Origin of the sequence: Streptomyces sp. NBC_01276 (assembly GCF_041435355.1) — a bacterium.
Lineage (GTDB): Bacteria > Actinomycetota > Actinomycetes > Streptomycetales > Streptomycetaceae > Streptomyces.
In genome coordinates, this window is the sequence record NZ_CP108442.1 from 7,346,388 (window position 1) to 7,367,285 (window position 20,898).

18 protein-coding genes are annotated in these 20,898 nt (G+C 74.1%); 3 read left to right on the forward strand and 15 right to left on the reverse strand.

The features are described 5' to 3' along the window. Positions 1–17 precede the first annotated feature (17 nt). From OG295_RS33045 to OG295_RS33060, 4 genes are all read right to left on the reverse strand, one after another. Complete coding sequence (locus tag OG295_RS33045; RefSeq protein WP_371680293.1) at positions 18–1,370, reverse strand: MFS transporter; 1,353 nt, start codon at positions 1,368–1,370, stop codon at positions 18–20. Next, the gene (locus OG295_RS33050; RefSeq protein WP_371680294.1) at positions 1,367–1,966 is read right to left on the reverse strand and encodes a TetR/AcrR family transcriptional regulator; all 600 of its coding nucleotides are present in this window, start codon (positions 1,964–1,966) and stop codon (positions 1,367–1,369) included. The genes OG295_RS33045 and OG295_RS33050 overlap by 4 nt, the downstream gene beginning before the upstream one ends. Before the next feature lie 42 nt (positions 1,967–2,008). Next, positions 2,009–2,698 (reverse strand): hypothetical protein, encoded by a 690-nt coding sequence (locus OG295_RS33055; protein ID WP_371680295.1) that lies wholly within the window; start codon positions 2,696–2,698, stop codon positions 2,009–2,011. Positions 2,699–2,807: 109 nt separating this feature from the next. After that, positions 2,808–3,818 (reverse strand): DUF5937 family protein, encoded by a 1,011-nt coding sequence (locus OG295_RS33060; protein ID WP_371680296.1) that lies wholly within the window; start codon positions 3,816–3,818, stop codon positions 2,808–2,810. 81 nt (positions 3,819–3,899) lie between these two features. Between OG295_RS33060 and OG295_RS33065 the strand changes: the two genes are divergently transcribed. After that, complete coding sequence (locus OG295_RS33065; RefSeq protein ID WP_371680297.1) at positions 3,900–4,829, forward strand: oxidoreductase; 930 nt, start codon at positions 3,900–3,902, stop codon at positions 4,827–4,829. On the opposite strand, the gene OG295_RS33070 is transcribed toward OG295_RS33065, so the two are convergent. The 8 genes from OG295_RS33070 to OG295_RS33105 form a co-directional block, all read right to left on the reverse strand. Continuing rightward, positions 4,826–6,109, reverse strand: a complete 1,284-nt coding sequence (locus OG295_RS33070) for an acetyl-CoA carboxylase biotin carboxylase subunit family protein (RefSeq protein ID WP_371680298.1) — start codon at positions 6,107–6,109, stop codon at positions 4,826–4,828. The two genes, OG295_RS33065 and OG295_RS33070, sit on opposite strands and share 4 nt — an antisense overlap. After that, complete coding sequence (locus OG295_RS33075) at positions 6,106–7,665, reverse strand: amino acid adenylation domain-containing protein (protein ID WP_371680299.1); 1,560 nt, start codon at positions 7,663–7,665, stop codon at positions 6,106–6,108. The genes OG295_RS33070 and OG295_RS33075 overlap by 4 nt, the downstream gene beginning before the upstream one ends. Before the next feature lie 2 nt (positions 7,666–7,667). Then, positions 7,668–8,972 carry an MFS transporter gene (locus OG295_RS33080; RefSeq protein WP_371680300.1) on the reverse strand — a complete coding sequence of 435 codons (1,305 nt, stop codon included), beginning with the start codon at positions 8,970–8,972 and terminating at the stop codon, positions 7,668–7,670. Further along, positions 8,969–10,195 carry a condensation domain-containing protein gene (locus OG295_RS33085; protein WP_371680301.1) on the reverse strand — a complete coding sequence of 409 codons (1,227 nt, stop codon included), beginning with the start codon at positions 10,193–10,195 and terminating at the stop codon, positions 8,969–8,971. Before OG295_RS33085 ends, OG295_RS33080 begins: the two co-directional genes overlap by 4 nt. Positions 10,196–10,396: 201 nt before the next feature. Then, the gene (locus OG295_RS33090) at positions 10,397–10,654 is read right to left on the reverse strand and encodes an acyl carrier protein (RefSeq protein WP_371680302.1); all 258 of its coding nucleotides are present in this window, start codon (positions 10,652–10,654) and stop codon (positions 10,397–10,399) included. Continuing rightward, positions 10,651–11,616, reverse strand: coding sequence for a 4-(cytidine 5'-diphospho)-2-C-methyl-D-erythritol kinase (locus OG295_RS33095; protein ID WP_371680304.1), 966 nt, complete (start codon positions 11,614–11,616; stop codon positions 10,651–10,653). Before OG295_RS33095 ends, OG295_RS33090 begins: the two co-directional genes overlap by 4 nt. A 26-nt stretch (positions 11,617–11,642) precedes the next feature. Continuing rightward, a complete protein-coding gene (locus OG295_RS33100; protein WP_371680305.1) occupies positions 11,643–12,362 on the reverse strand; it encodes an SDR family oxidoreductase in 720 nt (239 codons plus the stop codon). Then, the gene (locus tag OG295_RS33105) at positions 12,355–13,140 is read right to left on the reverse strand and encodes a 2-C-methyl-D-erythritol 4-phosphate cytidylyltransferase (protein ID WP_371680306.1); all 786 of its coding nucleotides are present in this window, start codon (positions 13,138–13,140) and stop codon (positions 12,355–12,357) included. The genes OG295_RS33100 and OG295_RS33105 overlap by 8 nt, the downstream gene beginning before the upstream one ends. 236 nt (positions 13,141–13,376) lie before the next feature. Between OG295_RS33105 and OG295_RS33110 the strand changes: the two genes are divergently transcribed. Together OG295_RS33110 and OG295_RS33115 are read left to right on the forward strand one after the other, a co-directional pair. After that, positions 13,377–15,446 (forward strand): prolyl oligopeptidase family protein, encoded by a 2,070-nt coding sequence (locus OG295_RS33110; protein WP_371680307.1) that lies wholly within the window; start codon positions 13,377–13,379, stop codon positions 15,444–15,446. A 95-nt stretch (positions 15,447–15,541) separates the two neighbouring features. After that, positions 15,542–16,504, forward strand: coding sequence for a PP2C family protein-serine/threonine phosphatase (locus OG295_RS33115; RefSeq protein WP_371680308.1), 963 nt, complete (start codon positions 15,542–15,544; stop codon positions 16,502–16,504). A 25-nt stretch (positions 16,505–16,529) separates the two neighbouring features. Here OG295_RS33115 and OG295_RS33120 read toward each other — a convergent pair whose 3' ends face one another. From OG295_RS33120 to OG295_RS33130, 3 genes are all read right to left on the reverse strand, one after another. Next, a complete protein-coding gene (locus OG295_RS33120; protein ID WP_371680309.1) occupies positions 16,530–18,638 on the reverse strand; it encodes a SpoIIE family protein phosphatase in 2,109 nt (702 codons plus the stop codon). A gap of 161 nt (positions 18,639–18,799) precedes the next feature. After that, a complete protein-coding gene (locus OG295_RS33125; protein ID WP_371680310.1) occupies positions 18,800–19,879 on the reverse strand; it encodes an alpha/beta hydrolase family protein in 1,080 nt (359 codons plus the stop codon). Beyond that, positions 19,876–20,811, reverse strand: coding sequence for a zinc-binding dehydrogenase (locus OG295_RS33130; RefSeq protein ID WP_371680311.1), 936 nt, complete (start codon positions 20,809–20,811; stop codon positions 19,876–19,878). The genes OG295_RS33125 and OG295_RS33130 overlap by 4 nt, the downstream gene beginning before the upstream one ends. Positions 20,812–20,898: the final 87 nt, after the last annotated feature.

Genomic DNA, 20,898 nt, shown 5'->3' on the forward strand with positions numbered 1-20,898 from the left:
CCTCCGGCGCCGGAACCTCACCCCGTGACCCCAGCCGGGTCGGACACCTCCCCCACGGGTGTCCGGCCCGGCAGCAGCGCCGCCGCGGCCAGCCCCACGGCGGCCAGCCCGGCCAGCACCGGCAGCGCCGGTCCCGCGTCCGGCCCCGTGCCCGCCGCTCCGGCGCCCGCGGCGACCGCGATCCCCAGCGACGGGCCGACGTTCGCGGCCGTCTGCTTGAGTCCGCCCACCACCCCCGCGTACCCGGGCGGAGCTTCCCCGACCACCGTCCCGGTGGCCGTGACCATCACCGCGGTGAACCCCGCGCCCAGCACCCCGAACGCCACGGGCCCGCCCGAGCCCAGGCCGGCGATCCCGGCCACCACCAGCCCCGTCCCGGTCAGCGCCGTCGCCCGCGCCCCGTACCGGCGTACGGCCCGGGCCGCCACCGGCGCCCCGGCCACCATCAGCGCGGTCAGCGGCAGGACCCGCACGCCGGTCTCCAGCGGGCCGAGCCCCCGTACGTCCTGGAGCAGGAACGTGGCCGTGAACAGAGCCCCGAACATCCCGGCGGAGACCGCCATCAGCAGTGCCATCGACGCCGCCACCGGCCTCGACCGGGCCACCGCCGCCGGCACCAGCGGCCGCTTCCCGCGCCGCTCGACCCGGACGAACAGCGCCCCGAGCCCCGCGGCCGCCGCGGAACCGAGCAGCGTGGGCGCCCCCGTCCAGCCGTGCTCCGGTACGCCGGACAGCGCGTACACGCAGGCCCCGAGCGCCGCCGCGAGCAGGGCGGGCGCAGCCGTCCCCAGCCGGCCGGCACCGGCGTCGGCGCGCGCGGGCGGCGGGACCCGCAGGGCCGACGTCAGCACCGCGACGGCCAGCGCCACGGGCACGTTGAGCACGAACACCGACCGCCAGTCCGCCCGCGCGACCAGGACCCCGCCGATCAGCGGCCCCGCCGCCGCGGCCACCGCGATCGTCCCGGTCCGCACGGCGACCGCCGACCCCAGCCGCTCCCGTGGGTACGCGACCCGCAGCAGGGCCAGCGTGGCGGGCTGCAACAGCGCCCCGAACAGGCCCTGGACGGCGCGCAGCGCGATCACCCAGCCGACTCCGGGAGCCAGTGCGATCCCCGCCGAGGCGGCGGCGAAGCCGAGCGAGCCCGTCAGCAGCAGCCGGGGGTGCCCGTACCGGTCCCCGAGCCGTCCGGCGATCACCAGGAAGGCGGCGACGGCGAGCAGGTAGGCGGTGCTGGTCCACTGCACCTGGGCGGCGCTCGCCCCCAGATCGCGGCGCAGGGCGGGCTGCACCACGATCAGCACCGTGCCGTCGAGGGCCACGAGGGCCGCCCCGGCCGCGCTGGCCGCCAGCGCGATCGACGGCCTCACGAGGGCTCCGGACCGAGATGCGCGTCGAGCGCGGCGCCGACGAGCCGGGCGACGCGGACCCCCGTGTCCGTACCGGCCCCGAGCACCAGGGGCAGGCTGCCCGCCCCCCACAGCTGGGCCACCCCGTGCAGGTTCGCCCACAGCGCGGCGGCCGTGACCTGCGGATCGGCCGCACCGCAGCGGGACACGAGCCCGACGAGCATGGCGAACAGCGGCCGCGTCGATTCCCGCAGCCGCGGCCCGTCGGAGCCCTCCTGCCCGGTGCTGTCCAGCAGGTCGTGGCGGAACATCAGCTCGAACATCCCGCGCTGCTCCAGGGCGTAGGCCACGTATGTCGTCGCCAGCGCCCGCACCCGCTCCCTCGGGGTGGCCTGCCCGGCGCCGGCCGCCGCGAAGCGGGCCCCGAGATCGGCGAACCCGCGCCGGGCGATGGCCGACAGCAGGGACTGGTGGGTGGGGAAGTACCGCCGGGGAGCGCCGTGCGACACCCCGGCCCGCCGGGCGATCTCCCGCAGCCCGAGGGCGGCGGTCCCCTCCGCCGTGACCATCTCCACGCCGACGTCGATCAGCCGCTCGCGCAGCGGGCTCTCATCCATGGACACTGTCTACCAGTTCGAGTAGACAGTGTCTACTCCATGCTACCGGGGGACGACCTCGAACGTGACCGTGGCGCTCGCCGTCTGGTTCCAGTCGGTGGTGACGTCGGCCGTCAGGGTGTAGGAACCGACCTCCCGCAGGCTGCCGCTGTCGAAGTTGAACAGCGTGATGCTCGGCGGCCTGCACCGCTCGCTGCGCGCGAGCTGCACCACCTCGCCACCGCGCTTGAGCGTCCACTGGACGTAGCAGCCCCGGTCCAGGCGGCCCCCCGAGTCCTGGACGTAGGTGTCGGCGCCGGGCGTGGACCGCGCCCGATAGGTGCTCGGCCCGACCTTCCCGCCCGTGCCCATGTCGATGCGCACGAGCAGGGGGCCCGCGTGGGCGGGGGGCTGGGCCTTGGCGCTCGGTACGCCGACGGCCGCGGGCGCCGAGGTACGGGACTCCGGCAGTGAGCCCCCGGACTCCGGATCCTCGGGCTCCGCGCCCGGCCCGGGTTCGTCCGTGCGCGTCGGCGTCGGCGACGGCGACGGCGTGGGCGTGGGCGTGTCGCCCGTGCCGTCCGGCGTCGACGCGGGCCCCGGGACGGCCGGAGCCGCGGCGGAGGCCCTGGGCGGCGGATCCTCCGAGGAGAACAGGTCCTTGCCCGCCGCCACCGCGCCGATGATCGTGGCGATGACGCCGATGACGACCAGCACCGGGTGCTCGGCCAGTTTTGTCTGCCCACCACTCAAAGCGGCCTCTTCCTCCCCGGCCCCGGCCTGCCCTCGGCCGCCGGGGCGACGCTGTGCGTTGCCGACCCTAACGCTCCGTGGTCCACCGGGGTGGGTGAATGCGCAACCTTCAGGCGGAGCCCGCCGTGAGCAGGGACTGGCCCACCGCCGTACGGGCGTAGAGGACCGAGCGGCCCGCGCGGTGGGCGCTGACCAGGCCCGCGTCACGCAGGGCCGTCAGGTACTGGGACACCCCGCCCGGCGAGAGCCCCGTACGGGCCGCCAGCTCCGTGGTGGAGGCCGGAGTGTCCAGCTCCGCCAGCAGCCGGGCCCGCGAACGGCCGAGCACGGCGGCCAGGGCGGCGCCGGCGACGGCCGGGCGGGACGCCCACAGCGCGCCGGTACCCCGCGCCGGGTAGGCCAGTTGCGGCGGCTCCGGCGGCGCCACCCGGGTCAGTGGCACCGGCCCGGTGAAGGCCGACGGGATCAGCACCAGCCCGGACCCCGCCGTCCTGCGGGACAGGGAACGCTGCCGCAGCGCCAGCCGCAGCGCGTTGTCGGACCAGCTCAGCGAGGAGTGCAGGCCGTTCAGGAGACGGGCGGCGCCCTCCTCGGCCACCTGCCGGGACCGGTGGAAGACGTCTGCGTCGAGCACGGTGCGGATCTGCGCCCAGTACGGGCCCAGAGCCAGCTCCCAGTACTGCTCGACCTCCTCCGCCACCCGGGCCAGCCGCCCCTGCGGATCCGCGTACAGGGCCCGCGACCGGGGACCGAGCCGCCCCTGCTCCCGGGCCAGCCGGTCCAGGTCCCGGCGCACCGCGGCCGCGGGCGCGCTCCTGACGCGGTCCAGCTCCTGCGCCAGGGCGGGGGCGGGCCCGTCGGGCGCGGGGTTCAGGAAGTCCGGCACGAAGCCCTTCGGTGCGACCAGTTCGGCCAGCAGGCCCCGGTCCAGCCCGGCCGCCGCCAGCCGCGGCCGGACCTGTGCCGTCCACCGGCCGTGCACGGGATGGACGGCGCCGGACCTCAGCAGCCGCATGCTCGTCCCGACCTCCCACATCGGGGAGACGGCGAAGCGCATCTGCGCCAGGTCGCCGGCGGAGAACGCCAGCCTGACAGGAGCGTCCGGCCCCTCGCGCCGCATCAAGACGCCCCTGCCTTCCGATGGATTCACACATGCCCCAATCCGTGGCCGTGAGCGTACCGGCTGGTGGATCATTCCTGCATGACCACTGAAACGATCACCGCCGCGGCGTCGGGGACCTGGAAGCTCGGCGACCTGGAGGTGAACCGCATCGGCTTCGGAGCGATGCGCATCCCCCAGAACGGTGCGGCCCTGCACGCCGGTGCCGCCTCCAGCGACCGGGACCGGGCCCTGGCGGTCCTGCGCCGCGCCGTCGAACTCGGCGTCAACCACATCGACACCGCCGCCTTCTACTTCTCCCCGCTCCGCTCCGCCAACGAGCTGATCAACAGCGCCCTCGGCGGCCCCTACCCCGAGGACCTGGTCATCGCCACCAAGGTCGGCCCCGCCCGCGGGGCGTCGGGGGAGTGGGTGGAGCACGCCGGCCCCGACGGCCTGCGCGGCCAGGTCGAGGAGAACCTCCGCCAGCTCGGCCGCGACCACCTCGACTTGGTGAACCTGCGCGTGTCCGGGATCCCGGGCGGCAGCGCCTCCGTCGCCGAGCGCTTCGGAGTGCTGGCGGAGCTGCGCGAGGCCGGCCTCATCCGGAACCTCGGCGTCTCCAACGTCACCCCCGAACAGCTCGCGGAGGCCCGGTCCGTGGCCCCGGTGGTGTGCGTGCAGAACCCGTACGGCGTCGGGATGCGTCCCGACCAGGACGAGTTCGTCCGCTTCTGCGGCGAGGAGGGGATCGCCTTCGTGCCCTTCTACTCGATCGCCACCACCGGCCGCGAGGGCGGCGCGAGCGGCACGGAGGGCGAGGAACTGCTCGCCGTGGCCCGTGCGCACGACGCGAGCCCCGCACAGGTCCGGCTGGCCTGGACCCTGCAGCGGGGCCCGCACGTCCTCGCCATCCCCGGCACGGGCAACCCCGACCACCTCACCGCCAACGTGGCCGCCGGAGCCCTGCGCCTGACGGAAGCGGAACTGACCGCCCTGGACGCCGTCCACCGGCGCGCAGAGGAGGCCTAGCACTCCGACGGAGGTCCGAGGGCGGGGAGTTCGGGTGCGGTGATCCGCACCGGTGCCGCGCACGCATCGGGAGTGAAGGTGAAGGTGAGGTGGCGCAGGGCTTCGTCCAGGACCCCGAACATCAGCGCGTGGTCCCGTGCCTCCCCCAGGACCAGGTCCAGGTCATGGGTCATCGCCCCGCCCCCGATGGACGTGCCGGGCCGGGTCCAGGCGCGATAGCCGGTGATACCCGGGGTGGCGCGCAGGCCCCGCCGGCCGGTGACGGAATCGAACCGGCAGGGGTAGGGGGGTGCCGGGTTCGAGTACTGGAACACGACCCGGTCGTGCGTCACCGGAGGCGGCGCGACGGACTCGCCGAGCGCCACGCGCCCGGCCAGCTCGACGAGGTCGAGCCCCGCCGCGCGGAGGGACAGCTCGTTGATGTAGCCGCCCAGCCGGCCGTTCACCTCGATGACCCGGGGGCCGCTGCCGGTGAGCTTGATCTCGGTGTGGGTGATGCCGGTGGTGATGCCGAGGGACGCGATAGCCTCCGAGGCGAGGTCCCGCAGGCGACGCTGCTCCACCTCGGGCAGGGCGGCCGGCCAGAACTGGCCGGTTTCCCTGAACGGCGGGAGCAGCGGGAACTTGCCGGTGACGGCGATGTGGGAGACCACTCCGCGGGAGGTGACGCTCTCCACGGACACGTAGTCGCCGTACGGGGCGGACGGCCTCCCCTCCAGGAACTGCTCAAGGACGAGGGCCGATTCGGTGTTCAGCAGCCCGGTGACGAGCCCGAGTCCCTCGGTGGGGTCGTCGACCCGGTACGTGTTGCGGCTTCCTTCGCCGCGTGCGGGCTTGACGACGGCCGGCAGGCCCACGCGCCGGACGGCATCGGGCCAGTCCTGCGGCCGGGTCAGCAGCGATCCGGCGACGCCGGCGGTGCCGCTTTCGTTCAGCCGCCGACGCTGGAGGAACTTGTCGGTGAGCAGACGTACCGTCTCCCGGCTGTGAAAGGGCAGGCCGAGCCCGGCCGCCAGTTCGGCCGTGTCGTTCAGCATGGCCTCGCTGAACGTGGTGATGCCACCGGGGCCGATCGCCTTCAGCCGGCCGGCGACCTCCCCGGGCGCGTGCCGGAACGTGACGACCTCTCCCATGTCGCGCAGGAGCGGGAGCAGCGGCTCGGCGTGCTCGGATCCGTGCCGGGTCACGAAGACGAGGGGCGCCACCTTGGTGAGCGACGCGGCGATCTCGCTGACGTTGGCCGCACCGCGGTCGTACACGACGACGAGGGGGGAGCTCATGCGTGCCTCGCCGGGGAGGGGGCCCAGTCCAGCACGGGAAGGGCGTGCAGGACGGCGCGGTCGAGCTTGCCGTTCGCCGTGACCGGAAGGCCCCGGACCCGCTGGAACCGGTGGGGGTGCAGGTGGGCCGGAAGCAGGGTGTCGAGGTGTGCGCGCAGCCGTCGCGGCTCCAGTCCGGCGCCCGCGGATGTGACGAGGTAGGCCACGAGGACGCTCTGCCCCGCCCGGTTCGTCCGCGTCGCACAGGCGGCGCCGTGCACCCCTTCGAGTGAGGCGAGCGCGGCCTCCACCTCCGCGAGTTCCACGCGGTGTCCCCGCAGCTTGACCTGGCCGTCCATCCGGCCGATGTACTGGAGGGTTCCGTCCTCCTCGCGGACCGCCCAGTCCCCGCTGCGGTAGTGGCGGACCGGCTCTCCGTTGGAAAGTTCCACCACGAACCGCTCGTCGGTGAGCTCGGGCCGTCCCAGGTAGCCGGACGTGACGCCGGTTCCGGCCACCCAGATCTCGCCGGGAGTCCCGTCGGGCACCGGGCTGCCCGCCGCGTCCCGCAACGAGACGTCGAGGTGGGGGAGCGGCCGTCCGATGGGCGTACGACCGGGTTCCGCGGCGCGGCACGCGTGGGCGTCGAGCTCCGCATGCGTGACGTGCACGGTGGTCTCGGTGATCCCGTACATGTTGACGAGCCTTGCGTTCGGCGCCATTTCCGCATCGAGCCAGGTCACAGCGTCCTGGAGGTTGACGGCCTCGCCACCGAGCACGACGTGGCGAAGACGGGGGAGGCACTGGCGGACCCGGCCCAGCTGTCCGACCAGGAAGCCGAACATGGACGGTGTCTGGCTCAGGACCGTGACCCGCTGCGAGAGCAGGAGACGGGTGAAGGCATCGGGGTCGCGGGCCACGTCCGGCGGGACGAGCACGGCGGTGCCGCCGCTCAGCAGGGCACCCCAGAGCTCCCAGACGCTGAAGTCGAAGCTGAAGGAGTGGGTCACCGTCCAGACGTCGCCCGGGTGGAAGGAGAACACGGTCGCGCAGGCGTCCAGGAGCGCGAGCACTTGTGCGTGACCGACGACGCACCCCTTGGGCGTACCGGTGGACCCGGAGGTGTAGATGACGTAGGCGATCGCGGCCGGGAGCCCGCCGTGGCGGCGGTCCGGCCGGCCGGAGCGGGCCGCGATGGTGAGTCCGCCCACCTCGGCCAGTGGGGACTCGCCGTCCTCCAGCGGGCCGTCGGTGACGACGAGCCGGGCCCCGCTGTCATCGAGCAGGAAGTTCCGGCGTTCCCGCGGATAGGCGGGGTCGACGGGCAGGTAGCCCCGGCCGCTGCCGAGGATGCCGAGGAACGCGACGGGGGCCGATCTGCCGCGGCCGAGGCGGGCGGCGATCAGCCGGTCCCCGTCCGTACACAAGGAGGCGAGCGCGTCGGCCGTTTCGCCGCAGGCGGCGCGTAGTTCGGCGTACGACATCGGGCCTTCGTCGTCGACGAGGGCCGTGGCGTCGGGGAAACGCCGTGCCACGTCGTCGAAGCGCTGGTGCAGCGTCGGGCGGACTCCGGGCATGGTCAACTCCTGGCACTCGGTGCTGAGGTGGGGGACGTGTCCTTCTCGTCCTCGGGGCCGTGTCCGTCACCGTGGAGGCCGGACACCCAGCGCGTCATGGGGGCGATCAGTGCCGCGCCGACGACGAACACCGCGGCCAGCGCGAGCCAGCCGCCCGGGACGTAGGCGATGGCCACGCCGCCCACGACGGCGGGGCCGACGATGTCCTGGACGGTCGTCCCGACGGTGAAGGCACCGATGTACTTGCCTTGGGCGTTCGCGGGGGCGAGACCGAACGACAGCCCCCACTCCCCGGCGGACTGGAGCAGCTCGCCGACGGTCAGGACCACGGTGGCGAGGAAGAGGGTGGCGATCAGGAACGTTCCGGTGCCCTTGGCGGTCGTCGCGAACAGGACGCACGCGAGGGCCGTGAAGACGGCGGAGACGGCGAGGGCCCTCGCGGCGCCGCGCACGGTCGAGGAGCCGCGGCTCGCTGGTACCTGGAGCAGGATCGCGAGGACCGTGTTCACGAACGCCAGGGTGGCGACGGTCCATGCGGGGGCGTCCGTGTGCTGGGTGATCCAGAGCGGCAGTCCCACTTCGAGGATGCTGATGTGCAGTGCGAACAGGCCGTTCAGCAGGCCGAGGGCGGTGAAGGAGGCAAGACGTCGCCGGGCCGGCCCCGTTGCCCGCGCCGGTGGGTCCGGGGTGGCGGGACCGGTCCCGGTGGGCGGCGCGGTGAGCTCGGAGTCCGCCGGGAGCCGCACGGTGGTGACGGCGACCAGCACGTAGGCCGCCATCGTGATGGCGATGAGGACCAGGAACGCCGTCCGGGTACCGACGGCGAGCAGGGGAGTCACCGCGAGTGCCCCGATGGACATGCCCGTGTTGGCCACGCTCCGCAGGTACGCCTGGGTACGCACCCGCGTCGCCTCTCCCATCACGTGGGAGACCAGCGTGCGTCGCGCGATGGAGTTCACGCGGTCCGCGGCGCCGAGGACGATCACCAACGGCACCACGACGACGGACGATCCGCAGAAGAGCATCGGGGCGAGCAGCGACGCCTGGACGATGGTCACCGCGATGGTCATGGGACGGGGGCCCCAGCGGTCGGCCAGGTACCCGGCCGGTACCGCCGCGCAGAACGCGGCGATGCCGGCCGCGGACAGCGCCAGTGCGATCTGCTGTACGGAGAGCCCGAAGGAGAGGGTGAAGAAGACGATGCTGCCGGTGCTGTACATGCCACGGCCGAGCGCGTAGGCGAACGTCCCCACGAACAGGGGCCGGGCGGGGCCGTCCAGGCGTGGCAGCCCGGAGATGATCCTCACGGGGCCTCATCGCCGGTTCCGGCTTCACGTGCCCAGTCCCAGAGGGTGCGTTCGGTGACCTGCCAGAGCCTCTCCACGGCCTCCGCGGGGTACCAGTCCGTCTTGTGGTAGAGCGAGACCGAGACGTCCCCCTCCACCTCGGTGAGGGAGATCACCACGGCCGCGTCCGGTGTGCTGCCGCCGAGGTCCAGGGGATCGCTCTCGCACCCGGGGAACCGCCAGCCGCCGAGCCACCGCCGCATGGTGGAGTTCTGGGGGTTGAACGAGATGTAGGGGACCCGGGCGTGGCGGCCGAGGGCGGAGGGCTCCATGTGCGCGATGAGCCGCGGCCACGGTATCGCCATGGAGTCGAGGGCGTTCATCATCGCGTGCTGGAATCCGCGCAGGAACGCGGCGGTGCCGGCCCGGTCGTCGCGCTGCGTCGCGATGACCACCTTGCTCGCGAGGAAGCCGACGGTCTGGTGGACCGCTGTCGACTCCCGGTTGGCCGTCATCAGCGTGGTGCCGACGGACGGTTGATCGCTCAATTCGTACAGTGCGTGGTGGACGGCCGCGTGCACGAGGGCCCACGGAGTCATGCGGTGACCTCGTGCGCAGGCGAAGACGGCCCGCGTGAGGCCGGTGCCGAAGGCGGCGCGGACGAGCCCCGTGCGGTCGTAGCCGGCGTGGGTCCGTCCCGAGAAGCCCTCGAAGCGGGTCTCGGGAACCGGACCGACCGCTTCGAGAGCGGCGGACAGGGCGTCCAGCGCCCGGATCCCGGCGGCCGAGTCCAGGTGGGCGTTCTGCTGCCGTACCTGTTCGGGGTAGGGGAGGGTGACCGGAGGCAAGGGTTGCGGGGCCAGGCCGAGCTCGTCCGAGTAGAGAGCGGTCAGGTCGTTCATGAGGAGGTCGAGCGACCAGAAATCCGCGACCAGATGGTCGAGGACCAGCGCGAACAGGGCTTCCTCGGGGCGTCGAAGAAGGACCAGCCGGGCCAAGGGGCCCTGGGCGAAGTCGAACGGGGCGTCGACGAGACGCTCCATCAGTGCCGCCGCGGAGCTCGCGGATTCGTCCGGCGCCGAGACGGCCAGGACGACGCCGCTCGCCGTGGCCGGCGTGTCGAGCCGCCAGGTGAAGTCCGCGAGGTCGAAGCCGCAACGAATGACCGGATGGCGTTCCTGCAGACGGAACCACGCTCGCTCCAGCGCGGCCGTCTGCAGGGGACCACGGATCCGGAGCGTCACCGAGGGGTGGTGCGGACGGTAGACACCGGCGTCCGCCTCGCTCCGGATCTGACCGAGCCGGTGTCGCTGGTTCCAGGAGACAGGGTGCCGCGGGGACAATGGGACACAGCCTTTCGTTGGTTCTCGTGGGGTCGGCCGCACATCACGAGGCTCCCGCAGACCGAGCGCCTCAAAGACGGCGACGTGAGGTGCGGCGACCCGCTACCACTGCTCGAACTGGCGCGGATCCATCACCGCTTCGGCGAGCCCGCGCAGCGTCGGCCGGCGAAGCACTCCGGTGGGTGGCATCGCGAGGCCCGCCTCCTGGGCGCGGTTGGCCACGACGAGTGCCAACAGGGAGTCCCCGCCCAGGTCGATGAAGTTCTCGTCGGGATCGTCGACCGTGGTCTCCAGGACGTCCTCCCAGATCCGGCGGAGGATCGTCAGCAGTTCCTCGTGCGAGTGGGCCTGGGTCGTCATGCGTTCTCTCCCGTCGTGATGGTCTCTTCCGGTTCCGGTTCCGGTTCCGGTCCGGGTACGGGCCCGTCCGCGACGTGGGCCGCGGCGCAGGTTCCCGAAGCCATGAGTTTCTCCGCGACGGTCCGCGCGGCGTCGCGATCGGCCACGAGGAAACCGATCGTGGCCCCGGAGCCGCAGAGGACGCCCGCCAGGGCGCCGGCGTCTGTGCCGGTCCTGAGGGTCGCGGCCAGCTCCGGCCGCATCGAAGTGGCCACCGGTTGGAGGTCGTTGCTCAGCGCGTCGGCCAACATGGCGGTGTCGCCGCGGGCCAGGGCGTCGACGAGCCTCTGCGACACCCGCGGCGAGGGGATGCCGTCGGCGGTCCACGGCATTCCCGCGTCTCTTCGGCGGCGTTCCTGTTCCGCGAAGACCGCCGGTGTGGACAGGCCGAAACCGGCGGTGGCGAAGACCCAGTGCGTCGTGGCGCCGACCGGAAGCACGGTGAGCCGTTCACCGCGGCCCGACCCGAAGGCCGCTCCTCCCAGGACGCTGAAGGGCACGTCGCTGCCGAGTTCCGCCGCCAGCGACACGAGCTCGGTGCGGCTGACGCCCAGGTTCCACAGGGCGTTGCAGCCCACCAGCGCGCCGGCCGCGTCCGCGCTGCCTCCCGCCATGCCGCCCTGCACGGGGATGCGCTTGTCGATGTGGACGTGGACGCCCGGGTGCAGACCGTTCCTCTCGGCGAGGAGTCCGACGGCCCGCGCGGCGATGTTGGACCCGTCGGCCGGCACGTCGCCGGCTCCGGCTCCGGCCACGGTGACGCGGAGCTCCTCCGCGGGAGTCAGCGTTATTCGGTCGAACAGGGAGACGGTGAGGAAAATGCTGGCGAGTTCGTGATAGCCGTCATCACGGCGACCGCCCACCCCCAATTGCAGGTTGACCTTGGCCGGTGCGCGCACGGCAATGGACTTCACGTATGACATGTCACGGGCTTTCGAGTCCTTTTGCTTCAGTTCTCGGATGCCATGCTGCGCATGCTCCACAGCAGGGTCCGCATGGATTCGGGCTGCATGAGGGAATACGCGATGGCGTCGGCCACGTCCTCGGCCCGCATCATCGATGTGAGCTCGGGCATTCCGGGTGACCGTCCGTTGCCCATGGCGAATTCCGTGTCGGTCGCTCCCGGGCACAAGGCGGTGACGCGAATCCTCTTCTGCCGCAGTTCACGGTCGAGGGATCCCGCGAGCCCGACCACGGCGTGCTTGGTGGCCGCGTACACGGCTTCGTCCGGTCGTCCGCGGAGGCCGGCCACGGAGCTCACCAGGACGATGTCGCCGCCCCGGGCGCTCAAGAGCGGGACGGCCTGGCGCACCGACCGGATCGTTCCCGTGAGGTTGGTGTCCACGAGCTCTTCGATCTGCGTGTCCGAGAGGTCGAGGATGCCGCCGTAGAACCCCACGCCCGCGTTGGCCACCAGGCAGTCGATCCCGTCGAAGGCGTCGACCGCGCAGGAGAAGAGGTCCTCCACCTGCCCGGGCGAGCGGATGTCCACCTCCGCCCAGGCGACGCGCTCGTCGCCCAGCTCGTCGGCCAGCTCCTTGAGGCGGTCTCCCCTGCGGGCTCCCAGTACCACGCGGGCGCCCAGTGCGTGCAGCCTCCGTGCCGTCGCGGCGCCGATGCCCGAGCTGGCACCGGTGACCACGGCCACCTTGCCGTGCAGGTCATCCATGCGCCGGCGCCCCGGCCGCGGCCGCCGTGGAGAGGTGGGCGTGGAACGCTTCCGCAAGCGCCAGGTCGCGCTCGTAAGTGATCTTGAAGTTGGCGGCGTCGCCGCGCCCGGCGGCCACCGAACCGCCGAAGTGCCGGATCATGCCGGCGTCGTCCGTGAACTCCAGGCCGTCGCGGGCCGCGGCCGCGTAGGCGTCGGTCGCGCAGCTCCGGTCGAAGATCTGGGGGGTCTGGGCCGCCCGCAGCAGTCCCCTGTCGAACGGTGTCCCCAGGAAGGGGCCCTCATCGACGAGGTGCAGGCTGTCGACCAGGGGCAGAGAGGGGATGATTCCGCAGGCCGGACGTCCGGACCGTCCCGCGCCGGGCGAGAGCGGCAGCTCGTGGAGCAACGCGTCGATCGTCCCGCGCGGAGTGAAGGGGCGCGCCACGTCGGTGACCGCCACCCAGTCCGCCTCCGGCGGCAGTGCCTCGACCCCCAGTCGCGCACTCTGCTGCCGCGTCGATCCTCCAGGGGTGACGCGGACGGGAACCCGCTGCTCCGCCGAGTCGATCAGAGCCTGGAAATCCGACGTCAGGGAATTCGGAGCGGTCACCACCACGGATTGTACGGCCGAGTTGGATCCGATGGATTCCAGTACGTGTAAGAGGAGTGGTTTCCCGCCGACTTTCAACAAGGCCTTCGGTCCGGCGCCGATGCGTTCTCCGTGTCCGGCGGCCAGTATCACCGCCCCGACGTGCCGAGGTCGTTCGGAATCGCGTAAATGCTGATGATGTGCCATGAGCCCCCGCTTTTAATGGCATTCTCGTCAGATGGTCCGTCATGGACTGGGCAATCGATCGTAGCATGATCAAGAGTTGGACGAGGGATTAATTTTCGGCGTCCGATTGGTACCGTTCAGCACTTCTTGGACCGCAGTTCGGCACTCTCCGTCCACGCGTATTCCACTGGTCGTGACCGGGCCGCGCCCGGCCCGCGATCGGCTCCGGGGCGCGGTGGGTCGGGCACAATCGACGGATGAGCGACGAAGCCCCCGGCGTGCCCCACGAGCCCTCCGGTCCCCACGATCACGACCCGTACCTCTGGCTGGAGGACGTGTCCGGCGAGGCCGCCCTCGCCTGGGTCCGCGAGCGCAACGCCGAGACCGTCGACGCGCTGACCACCGGCACCGACTTCAAGGTGCTGGAGCGCGAGGTGCGCGAGGTCCTCGACGACGACGGGCGCATCCCGTACGTCGTCCGGCGCGGCCCCCACCTCTACAACTTCTGGCAGGACGCGGACCGCCTGCGCGGCGTCTGGCGGCGCACCACCCTGGAGGAGTACCGCACCGACGACCCGGCCTGGGAGACCGTCCTGGACCTGGACGCCCTCGCCGAGGCCGAGGGCGAGAAGTGGGCCTGGGCCGGCAGCGCGGTCCTGGCCCCCGGACACCGCCACGCCCTCGTCATGCTCTCCCGGGACGGCGCCGACGCCTGCGTGGTGCGCGAGTTCGACCTGGAGACCCTCCGCTTCGTGGACGGCGGCTTCGCCGTCGAGGAGGCCAAGACCCGGATCGGCTGGATCGACCACGACCACGTGTGGATCGGTACCGACCTCGGCCCCGGATCCATGTCCCCCTCCGGCTACCCCCTCCAGGTCCGCCGCTGGCGCCGCGGCACGCCCGTCGAGTCCGCCGGGACCGTCTACGAGGGCCGCCCCTCGGACCTCTCCGCCTCCGGCTGGCGCGACCACACACCCGGCTTCGAACGGGACTTCGTCTCCCGCCAGATCGACTTCTGGAACCAGGAGCTGTTCCTCCTCCCGGCGGACCCCGACGGTCCGCCCGAGAAGATCGACGTGCCGGACGACGCCGTCGCCTCCGTCCACCGCCAGTGGCTGCTGGTGACCCCCCGCTCGCCCTGGCTCGGCCACGCCCCCGGCAGCCTCCTCGCCTTCGACCTCGACGCCTTCCGGGCCGGCGGGCGCGAACCCGACGTGCTGTTCACCCCCGACGCGCACACCGCGCTCGGCGGCCACAGCTGGACCCGCAACCACCTCCTCCTCACCACCCGCGCCGACGTCTCCTCCCGCCTGGAGCTCCTCACCCCCGGCCCCGACGGCTGGACCCGCGCCCCGCTGGCCGGCGTACCGCCGCTGTCCACGGCGTCCGTCGTGTGCACGGACCCGGACGAGAGCGACGAGTACTTCCTGAACGTCACCGGCTTCCTCCAGCCCTCCACCCTCCACCGGGGCACCGCCGGAGCGGCCGACCGGGGAGAGGCCGTCAAGCGGGGACCCGCGCTCTTCGACACCGCCGGCCTGGCCGTGAGCCAGTACTTCGCCACCTCGGCCGACGGCACCCGGGTGCCCTACTTCGTCATCGGCCCCGAGGACCGCCCCGGCCCGGGCCCCGCCCTGCTCTACGGGTACGGCGGCTTCGAGATCTCCATGGTCCCGCAGTACAGCGCCGTCACGGGCCGCGCCTGGCTCGCGCGCGGCGGGACCTACGTGGTGGCCGGCATCCGCGGCGGCCGCGAGTACGGGCCCGCCTGGCACCAGGCCGCCCTCGGCGCCAACCGCGTCCGCGCCTTCGAGGACTTCGCCGCCGTCGCCCGCGACCTCACCGCCCGCGGCGTCACCACCCCCGCCCAGCTGGGCATCGAGGGCGGCAGCAACGGCGGCCTGCTGATGGGCGCCATGCTCACCCGCGACCCCGAACTGTTCGGCGCGGTCGTCGCCCACGTGCCCCTGCTGGACATGCTCCGCTTCCACAAGCTCCTCGCCGGAGCCAGCTGGACCGCCGAGTACGGCGACCCCGACGACCCGGCCGACCGGCCCCACCTGGAGCACATCTCCCCGTACCACCGGATGCGCGCGGACGGGCCCGCGTACCCGCCGCTGCTCCTGCTGACCTCCACCCGCGACGACCGGGTCCACCCCGGCCACGCCCGCAAGGCCGCCGCCCGGCTGCGCGAACTCGGCCACCCGGTCCTCTTCCACGAGCACCTCGGCGGCGGCCACGGCGGCGCCACCGACCACCGGCAGACCGCCTTCAACGAGGCCCTCGTGCACACCTTCCTGTGGGAGCGGCTGACCCCGCGCAGGTGAAGGCCGTCCGGCGCGCTGCCCCGCCCGGCGCGCGGGGGCTGGTGCAATGGAACCACCGGCGGCCCGCACGGGGCCGCCCGGCGGGCGGAGGCACCGTGTCGGATCGCGACAGCCGCGCGTGGGTCCCGACGCCGGACGAGACCCTCGACGCGATCGGCACGACCGACGACGAGCACACCACCTGCCGGGAACTCGCCGCCTTCCTCTTCCGCGCCCTCTGCGACGCGGTGGCCGTCGACCTGACCGGTGAGGCCGGGCGCGTCGAGCGGGTGGCCGAGGCGGGCGCCGCCGGCCTGCTGCGGCCCCCGGGCCCCGGAGCGGGCGCCGCCGTCCGGGCGGTCGACGCCGGGCACCCGCTGCGCAGCTGGACGCTGCGGCCGGGCGGCCCCCCGGTGCACGGCCTGTCCGTCGAGCTCGCCCGCCAAGGGACCTCGTACGGGATCCTCCTCGTGGTGCGCACCGGCGCGGCCTTCACCGACCGGGAGGCCGCCGCCCTGCACTTCGCGGCGCGGGTCGCCGCCGTGCACGTCCGCCACGCCCGGCGGCTCGCCGCCACCGAGAGCGTGGCGCTCGACCTCCAGCGGGCCCTGGTCTCGGACCCCGGCCGGCCGCACCCCAACCTCCTGATCGCGGGCCGCTACCTGCCCGTCGGGCCGAGCGCGCTCGTCGGCGGCGACTGGTTCGAGACGGTGCGCCTGCACTACGGGCGGACCCTGCTGGTCGTCGGAGACGTCATGGGCCACGGCCTGGACGCCGCCGTCGACATGAACGCCTACCGCTCCACCCTGCGCGAGGTCGCCTCCACCGACCTGGCCCCCCACCGGGTCCTGCGCCAGCTCGACGCCGTGGTCTCCGAGGACGCCGGGCGGCGCCCCGCGACCTGCCTCCTGGTCCGGGTCGACCCCGCCCGCGGGACCGCGGTGTACGCCAGCGCCGGCCACCTGCCGCCCGCGGTGTTCGCCGCCGACGGCACCGGCCGGCTCCTCGACGCCCTCCACGCCGAGGACGACGTCGCCGTCCTCGCGGCCCGGATCCGCTCCCGCTCCCCGCACCCCTGACCCGCACCCCTGACCCGGGGTCCCGTCAGGGGAGGGCGCGGGCGATCAGGAGGGCGACGTCGTCGTGGGTGTCGGGGCGGCGCAGGGCGGACAGGAGCAGGTCGCAGGTCTCCTCGATGGGGCGGTGCGGGCCGGCCAGGAGGTCGGTGAGGGTCAGCAGCCGGGTGTCGATGTCCTGGTCGCGGGTCTCCACCAGCCCGTCGGTGTACAGCACCAGCTCGTCCCCGGGGGCCAGGGTCAGCGCGGTCGTGAAGAACGGGATGCCGCCGACGCCCAGCGGGACCGCCGACTTCAGGCGCAGGAGCTGCGGGTGGCGACCGCCGCGCAGGTGGACCGGGGGCAGGTGACCGGCGGTGGAGAACAGGCACAGCCGGGTGTGCGGGTCGTAGACGGCGTAGACGCAGGTGGCCATCGCCTCGCCCAGGTCGGCGGTCGCCGCGTCCAGGTGGGTCAGGACCGTCGCCGGGTCCAGACCCAGGCGCCCCAGGGCGCGGGCGGTGGCCCGCAGCTGTCCCATGGTGGCGGCGGCGTTGATGCCGCTGCCCATCACGTCCCCGACGACGAGCGCGGTGCGCTCCCCGGTGAGGGGAATGACGTCGAACCAGTCGCCGCCGGTCTCGTCGGCGGCCCCCGCGGGCTGGTACCGGTAGGCGATGTCCAGGCCGGGGGACGCCGGCGGTGACTGGGGGAGCAGGTGCTGCTGGAGGGTGAGGGCGGCGTGCCGCTGGCGCTGGAACCAGCGCGCGTTGTCGATGGACACCGCCGCGTGGGCCGCGAGTTCCGAGGCGAGCAGCACGTCGTCCGGCCCGAACGGCGCCGGGTTGCGCGCCCGCTTGAGGTCCAGCGCGCCCAGGACCTGTCCCCGGGCGATGAGCGGCACCGCCAGGTACGAGTGCAGGCCCGCCTCGCCGAGCAGCCGAGCCGCGTCCTCGTCGCGGGCGATCCGGGGCAGGTCCTCGGGCAGCACGTGCGGGACGAGGACGGGCCGGCCGGTGCGGGCGCAGCGGGAGACCAGCCGGGCGGGGCCGTACAGGGCGACGTCCCCGACGGGGTCGGCGGCCGCCTCGGCGGGGGTGCGGTAGGCGGACTTCACCGCCAGCGCCCGGAACCGTACGCCCAGATCGCCCGGATCCCCGCCCGGCCGCAGACCCGTCAGGACCGTGTCGAGGACGTCGACGGCGGCGATGTCCGCGACCTCCGGGACGGCGACGTCGGCGAGTTCCCGGGCGGTGATGTCCAGGTCGAGGGTGGTCCCGATGCGGACGGAGGCGTCCGCGATCAGGGACAGGCGCCGCCGGGCGTGGGCGGCGGACACGGCCGTACGGTGCTGTTCCGTCACGTCCATCACCGACACGGCGACGCCGATCACCCGGTGGGCCTGGTCGTCCAGCCGGTAGAGCGACACCAGCCAGGCGCGCTCGCCCTCGTCGTCCGCGGCGATCCGGCCGGTGGTGAACTCGTCCAGCACAGGCACGCCGGTCGCCATGACCTCGCGCATCCGCGCCTCGATGGCCGAGCCGTCGAGGAAGGGCAGGATCTCGGCGATCCGCTGGCCCAGGTGCCGGTCGGCGGAGACGCCGTTGATGCGTTCCAGCGCCGGGTTGACCAGCACGTAGCGCAGATCGGTGTCGAGGACGGCCAGCCCGATGGGGGACTGGTCGACCAGGCGCAGGGAGAGGGCCAGGTCCCGCTCGACCCGGTGCAGGGTGGCCTGCTCGGAGGCGAGGCCCAGGGCGAAGAACCGGCCGTTGTCGGCCTGCAGCCGCATGTTGCGGAACTCCACCAGCACGGTACGGCCGTCCCGGTGGCGTACGGGGAACACCCCCGTCCAGGAGCCGGAGTCCCCGCCCGCCATGACCCGGGCGAACAGCCCCAGCACCTCCTCGCGGTCCTCGTCCGCGATCAGCAGCGCCGCCGCGTACCGGCCGAGGGCCTCCTCGGCCGTGTATCCGAACAGGGTGGCGGCCTGCGGGCTCCACAGGGTGATCCGGCCCTCGGCGTCCAGGAGGACGGCGGCCACGCCCAGGACGTCGAGCAGGGCGCCCGCGGCCACGGACCCGGCCGCCGCGGACCTCACCGCCCCGCGCCGTGCCCCGGCGCGCGGGGCGCGGGGAGCGGGCTGCCCATCGGTCATGCAGGCCTCCTCACCCGGACGGACCTCCTTCCATGCTGCGTCCCCGCTCCCGGCCCTGCGACCCGTGCCGGGCACCGGGGGTGCCGGGGCGGGAGCGGAGCGTGCCGGGGCGGGCCCGGGGCAGGGGTCCGGGGCCGGGGTCCGGGGCCGGAGGGGGGCGGTCAGGTCCGGCCGGGGGCCGTCAGGGCTTCGGCCAGCCAGTCCGCGGTGCGGGCCAGCCAGTGCGGGTGGGCGTTTCCCAGCAGGTGGTCGCCATGCGGGACCAGGAGGTACTCCCCGCGCGGGGCGCCCGCGGCCAGCCCCGCCCCGTTCACCACACCCGGGATGACGTCCTGCCCGCCGTCCACCACCAGCAGCGGGCAGGCGATGTCCGGCGCCACCCCCGACAGGTCGACCCGGCCGGTGAAGGCGCGCGCCCGCCCCACCCCGCCGGCGCGCCCGGCGAGCAGCTCCCGCAGGACGGGCGGCAGACCGTCCCAGTCGAGCCGCAGTGGCCCGCTCACCGTGGCCGCCGCGGCCACGCGGGGTTCGAGGGCCGCGCTGCGCGCCGCGTACCAGCCGCCCAGGCTGAGGCCGATGAGCCCGACGCGGTCGACGCCGAGCGCGTCGACGACCCCGGCCACCACCTGCTCGTAGTCCGGCCGGAGGGTGCTGGACGGGGCGAGCACGCCCTGGCCCGGCCCGTCCATGGCGAACACCGCCAGTCCCCGGTCCAGCAGCGCCCCGGTGACCGCGTGGAACTCCTCCTTCCCGGAGTCCAGGCCCGGAACCACCACCACGGTGGCCGCCGCGTCCGCCGCCCCGCGCAGCCAGCCGGCGAAGGAGTCCCCCTCGATCCGCCGCGCCCCCGGCTCCAGCAGGGCCAGCGCCCGTCCCATGGCCGCGTCGGCCTCCGCGGCGGCCCGCGCCCGGGCCCGCCCCCGCGGGTCCGGGCCCAGCGTCGCGAAGTGGAACCAGCGGGCCGCGACCTGGAGGTGCCCGCCCTCGGAGACGGTCGAGGCCGCCCGCTCAGCGCGGGCGAGGTGGCGCCGGCCCGCGGCCGCGAACGCCTCGGTCCAGCCGTCGGCCAGAGCCGGGCCACCCGTCACCCACCGGTACTCGTGCGGGTCGAGCCCGGCCCCCGTGGCCCGGCTGAACCGCTCCTCGGCGACAGCGGCGGCGGTGGTGGCGGTGGTGGCGCCGAGGGCGTCCTCGGGGGATGCGGTGTCCGCGGCCGCCGCAGCGGCCGGTGCCCGGCTCATCGGGCCGCCCCCGTCGTCAGGCCCGTCGTCAGCACGGCCTTGCCGCGGATCCGCCGCTCCCGCAGGTCCACCAGCGTCCCGGCGGTCCGCTCCCAGTCCGCGACCCGGTCGATCTCCGGGTGCAGCCGCCCGGCCCCCACCAGGCGTACGAGGGTGTCCAGATCGTCGGCGTACGGGGCCCCGGCGTAGTGGAAGTGCCGGATCGAGGCGCCCTCCGGACCGGCGAAGAAGTCGAAGAAGTCCAGGGTCGCCGGGGTCCTGGAGGCCTGCCCGAACCACACCAGCAGTCCGCCCGGCGCGAGCCGGGACAGCGCCACCGCGAGGGCGGGGCCGCCGGTGGACTCCAGCACCACGTCGAACGGCCCCCGCGCCGCGGCCACCTCGTGCACGACCGCCGCCGCGCCCAGCCGCCGCAGCCGCTCCCCGCGCGCCGCGGTCGCCGTCACCACGGTGACCTCGGCGCCCGCCGCGGCCGCCAGCTCGGTGACGTAGTGCCCCACGCCACCCGAAGCGCCGGTCAGCAGGACGCGGCGGCCCGCCAGGCTCCCCGCCGTGCGCAGCAGCCGCAGGGCCGTGATCCCGGCCAGCGGCAGCGCCGCGGCCCGGACCGCGTCGATGCCGTCGGGCAGGACGGCCAGCGAATGCGTGGGCACGGCCACGTACTCCGCCCAGCCGCCCAGCGGCGGATGGCCCACCACCCGGGTCCCGATCGGCGGGCCGGAACCGTCGGCCGCCGCCTGCACCACCAGCCCCGCGACGTCCTTGCCGGGGAGCAGACCGGGCTTCGGCCGCTCCAGCAGAAACGTCTCGCCGCGGTTCGGCGCGAACGCCTCGACACGGACCAGCACCTCGCCGTCGGCCGGTACCGGCTGGATGTCCTCGACGAACTCCACCGGCCGTGCCGGATCTCCCGTGGGAATCAGTCTCCTCATGCCCGTCATGGAACCGGCGGGCCCGCGGAGCGGTCCAACAACCCGCGGGAGGGGACGACAACCAGGGGTTGTCGCCTAAGGTGAGGG

Coding starts and splice junctions, on each gene's coding strand:
- OG295_RS33065 (WP_371680297.1), top strand. CDS start 3,900: ATGACCACTGAAACGATCACCGCCGCGGCGTCGGGGACCTGGAAGCTC.
- OG295_RS33120 (WP_371680309.1), bottom strand. CDS start 18,638: ATGACCGATGGGCAGCCCGCTCCCCGCGCCCCGCGCGCCGGGGCACGG.
- OG295_RS33050 (WP_371680294.1), bottom strand. CDS start 1,966: ATGGATGAGAGCCCGCTGCGCGAGCGGCTGATCGACGTCGGCGTGGAG.
- OG295_RS33100 (WP_371680305.1), bottom strand. CDS start 12,362: ATGGATGACCTGCACGGCAAGGTGGCCGTGGTCACCGGTGCCAGCTCG.
- OG295_RS33105 (WP_371680306.1), bottom strand. CDS start 13,140: ATGGCACATCATCAGCATTTACGCGATTCCGAACGACCTCGGCACGTC.
- OG295_RS33110 (WP_371680307.1), top strand. CDS start 13,377: ATGAGCGACGAAGCCCCCGGCGTGCCCCACGAGCCCTCCGGTCCCCAC.
- OG295_RS33125 (WP_371680310.1), bottom strand. CDS start 19,879: ATGAGCCGGGCACCGGCCGCTGCGGCGGCCGCGGACACCGCATCCCCC.
- OG295_RS33070 (WP_371680298.1), bottom strand. CDS start 6,109: ATGAGCTCCCCCCTCGTCGTCGTGTACGACCGCGGTGCGGCCAACGTC.
- OG295_RS33130 (WP_371680311.1), bottom strand. CDS start 20,811: ATGAGGAGACTGATTCCCACGGGAGATCCGGCACGGCCGGTGGAGTTC.
- OG295_RS33060 (WP_371680296.1), bottom strand. CDS start 3,818: ATGCGGCGCGAGGGGCCGGACGCTCCTGTCAGGCTGGCGTTCTCCGCC.
- OG295_RS33090 (WP_371680302.1), bottom strand. CDS start 10,654: ATGACGACCCAGGCCCACTCGCACGAGGAACTGCTGACGATCCTCCGC.
- OG295_RS33095 (WP_371680304.1), bottom strand. CDS start 11,616: ATGTCATACGTGAAGTCCATTGCCGTGCGCGCACCGGCCAAGGTCAAC.
- OG295_RS33075 (WP_371680299.1), bottom strand. CDS start 7,665: ATGCCCGGAGTCCGCCCGACGCTGCACCAGCGCTTCGACGACGTGGCA.